The following is a 3108-nucleotide window of genomic DNA, read 5'->3' as shown; positions in this document are numbered from 1 at the left end:
TAAGAGTTTGTGCTGCCTATTTTTTCGGAAAAATAGGTTGTAATGGGAGACTCTTTGTTTTCCTAGACAAAAATAATTACTTTTTCAAAAAAACACTTTTCTATTTTTTTGTTGGGTATTTTATTCTCTGGAAGTCCCTAACGACAGGGGTTGCTTATCAGGAATTTACCAACCGGGGGATTTTTATCGCCCTAGTTGTCGCCATTTTAGGAGGGGCTGCTAAACTTTTTGGTTTTTTTCCCCAATCCCTGACAGCGATCGCCATCGTTTAGGCTGGGGTTGACACTAAAGACTTAATGTAAATTCTAAAATCCAGTTCCTTGCTTTTAGGTCTTCAAGGGTTAAGGCGAGCGGTTTTCTTCCCCCGACCGATATAGTGTCAAAAGGTGATTCTGGTACATTAGGTACGGAAAATTTAAATGTGCAAGTCCACAACGAAGAATCTTGACTTTGATTAAATCTCCCTTCTCCTAGTTTACCGATTGCCACTATGGTATCGTTAGCATTTCTAATCACGACTGACTGCCCATAATAGATATCTTGCATAAATCCGAAAACAAACGATAGAAACAATAATGGGAGGGACTTTCAGTTAATTATTTATTAGTAGTTGATAATCTTCAAAAATGTTGCTGTACAAGGATCGACTTAAGACTTTTGCAAGAGGTCTAATAGATATCTTTAAAAGCTCGATCAGTTGCACAAAGATTACCGTATTGCCAGCGTTGACCAGAAGGCACAGAAGTAAGTACTCGCAACCCTTCCCAAACCTCGATCGAGCCTGTTAGTGTCTAAGGTTGGGAGACGGCCCTAGGAGCGATCGCTGTTAGTTGTGTGGCAATCAGGACAGTCGATGATAAAAATTTAATCATACGTTTTTAAATGTAAGCGGTCATTTTTTATCCTATTGATTCTTCTTGAACGAATGCCATCGGCCTCTACATTCAACTATAACCCCAAACGCTGCTTTTGGCGGGCTTTATAGGAAGCTAACAGCCAAATAGAGCCAGAAATCAAAGAAGGAGCAAGGACAAAAAAAGTGGCCATGGTTACGGGATGTTCCCGGCCCCAGACCCAATAAATCATCACGGCAAAAATCAAGCCACAGTAAGCTAGTCCTAGAAAGGGGATGCCAATGACTAAAATGGCGAATCGAGTATCTTTATCCATAAAATATCGGGATGGCAGCAAAGATTTAGCGGATGGGTTCCGCTTGCCCCTCTCTTTACTTATAAAATCCCGAAAGATATACTGTCACTAGATTTATCAAAAATTTTGCCAGGCGGATTTGGTAAAATTATGTAATTAATCGAGTTCATCAAACAAAAGTTCCTCTAGAATTGGTCCCATCCCGTCATCATCGGGGGAAACTAATTCAACTTTCCCTTCCGCATCACCGACGGCTAAGAATAACAAAGGAGCTAGGGGACTGTAAATCGAGTATTTTTGGTCTTCCGAAAAGAAACTGGCGAGAAATTGCAATTCTTCCGGCTCTGATGACGAGGAGGGTTCATCGCCATCAATTTCTAAACTGAGAACATTATCTTCTTCTAGGGGCGGTAATTCACCACTAACAGTCAAGGTGTGGGCAGTGGATTTGAGCAATAGGTCTAATTCTGCTAACACTGCCTTAGCATCGGCGAAAATCCGCTCGATTTCCTCGCTATCTTCGATTAAGAAGGCATCAGATTCTTCTTCCTCCGATTCCTCATCCCAAGCTAGAATCATCACCGGGGTATCCACGGGGACAAGAAGCATATAGGTGAGATCATCGGTTTCATAGGCGTTCTCAATATAACAGTCCAGCGATCGACCTTGCTCATCCCAGAGGGTTATGATATCCGCTTCTTCGAGTTCGTTTTCTTGAAAATTAAATTGAGGGGACATAGGCTCTCAAACGCTAATGATTGAATCAGAATATCATGAGATGATCCTCAATCAAACCAAGAATTCCGGTGCAAATGTTGAAACCCCTGCACATCAGTTAAATTGTATTGTAGGGGCGTGATGGTGATAAAATTCTCGCCAATAGCGCGCACATCCGTAGGCACTTCCGGGGGTAAATGGGTATAGTCCGGTTGTTCGATATCTTCCACCACTTCCCCAATTAACCAGTAATAACTTTTACCCCTAGGATCCAGTCTTTTCTCGAAGGTTTCTTCGTAGCGTCGCAATCCTTGCCTAGTGATTTTCACCCCCTTGATTTCGCCACTACTAACCGGAGGGAAGTTCACATTGAGTAAAGTGGGAAGAGGAAAAGGGTTAAGGGCAACTTTCCTGACTAAAGTGAGGGCAAAATCGGCGGCCGGTTGGAAATCACAGGCTTTAAAACTAGCCAGACTAAAAGCAATACTGGGAATACCCTCGATTAAGCCCTCCAGGGCTGCGGAAACCGTGCCAGAATAGAGGATATCGGTGCCGAGATTAGACCCGTGGTTAATGCCAGCTAAAACTAAATCGGGACGCTCTTTGAGGACGGCACTAAGGGCAAATTTCACCGAATCGGCGGGAGTTCCCGAGCAAGACCAAGCAATCACATCGGGATGAAAAATTCCTTGCACCTGTTCGGCCCGGATGGGATGGTGTAAGGTTAAGCCATGACCGGTAGCAGAGCGCTCGCCGTCGGGACAAACTACGGTGACTTGATGGCCCGCAGTAGCGAGGGTATGAGCGAGGGTGCGGACTCCTAGGGCGGAAATGCCGTCATCGTTACTGATCAGTAGTTTTAAAGGGCGATCGCTAGTCATAGAAATTTCTGCTCTACTGCGTCGGCTAGTGGTATAATATAATAGTATTTTATTGTGGGTACGTAGCTCAGAGGATAGAGCACCAGGTTCCGGTCCTGGGTGTCGGGGGTTCGACTCCCTCCGTACTCGTTCAGAAATCAGGGGTTGGCATTGTAAAGTATCATTGGAACTCCCCTGTGGTGGAAAACTGTCATTTGTTAAGCTAAAAGCTTAAATCTACTTAGGGTCTGCTGAATAAATCTAAAAACCTTGTTGGATAAGACTTTTGGACTTTTTTCCCCTCAAAAAGTGCCAGCCATTGCGGGGATCGGGGGGAAAATTCCTGGACTTTTTCCCTGAAAATTAGGTAGTTGACCACCTG

4 protein-coding genes and 1 tRNA gene are annotated in these 3108 nt (G+C 44.1%); 2 read left to right on the top strand and 3 right to left on the bottom strand.

All coding sequences use genetic code 11. The features are described 5' to 3' along the window. The coding region (locus tag O9295_RS26775; RefSeq protein ID WP_288036298.1) for a hypothetical protein at nucleotides 1–272 on the top strand (272 nt) is incomplete at its 5' end. Between the two features lie 676 nt (nucleotides 273–948). Here the strand turns inward: O9295_RS26775 and O9295_RS26770 are convergent. The 3 genes from O9295_RS26770 to surE form a co-directional block, all read right to left on the bottom strand. Then, nucleotides 949–1170, bottom strand: coding sequence for a hypothetical protein (locus tag O9295_RS26770; RefSeq protein ID WP_041804974.1), 222 nt, complete (start codon nucleotides 1168–1170; stop codon nucleotides 949–951). 135 nt (nucleotides 1171–1305) lie between these two features. Continuing rightward, a complete protein-coding gene (locus O9295_RS26765) occupies nucleotides 1306–1887 on the bottom strand; it encodes a DUF3727 domain-containing protein (protein ID WP_012267496.1) in 582 nt (193 codons plus the stop codon). A 47-nt stretch (nucleotides 1888–1934) separates the two neighbouring features. Further along, nucleotides 1935–2747, bottom strand: a complete 813-nt coding sequence (surE, locus tag O9295_RS26760; protein WP_288036297.1) for a 5'/3'-nucleotidase SurE — start codon at nucleotides 2745–2747, stop codon at nucleotides 1935–1937. 56 nt (nucleotides 2748–2803) lie between these two features. Here surE and O9295_RS26755 point away from each other — a divergent pair. Then, nucleotides 2804–2876 (top strand) — tRNA-Arg (locus O9295_RS26755). The last annotated feature ends 232 nt before the right edge of the window (nucleotides 2877–3108 follow it).

Origin of the sequence: Microcystis sp. LE18-22.4A, assembly GCF_027531105.1 — a bacterium.
GTDB classification, from domain to species: Bacteria; Cyanobacteriota; Cyanobacteriia; order Cyanobacteriales; family Microcystaceae; genus Microcystis; species Microcystis aeruginosa.
This window is presented reverse-complemented; position numbering and strand designations above follow the sequence as displayed.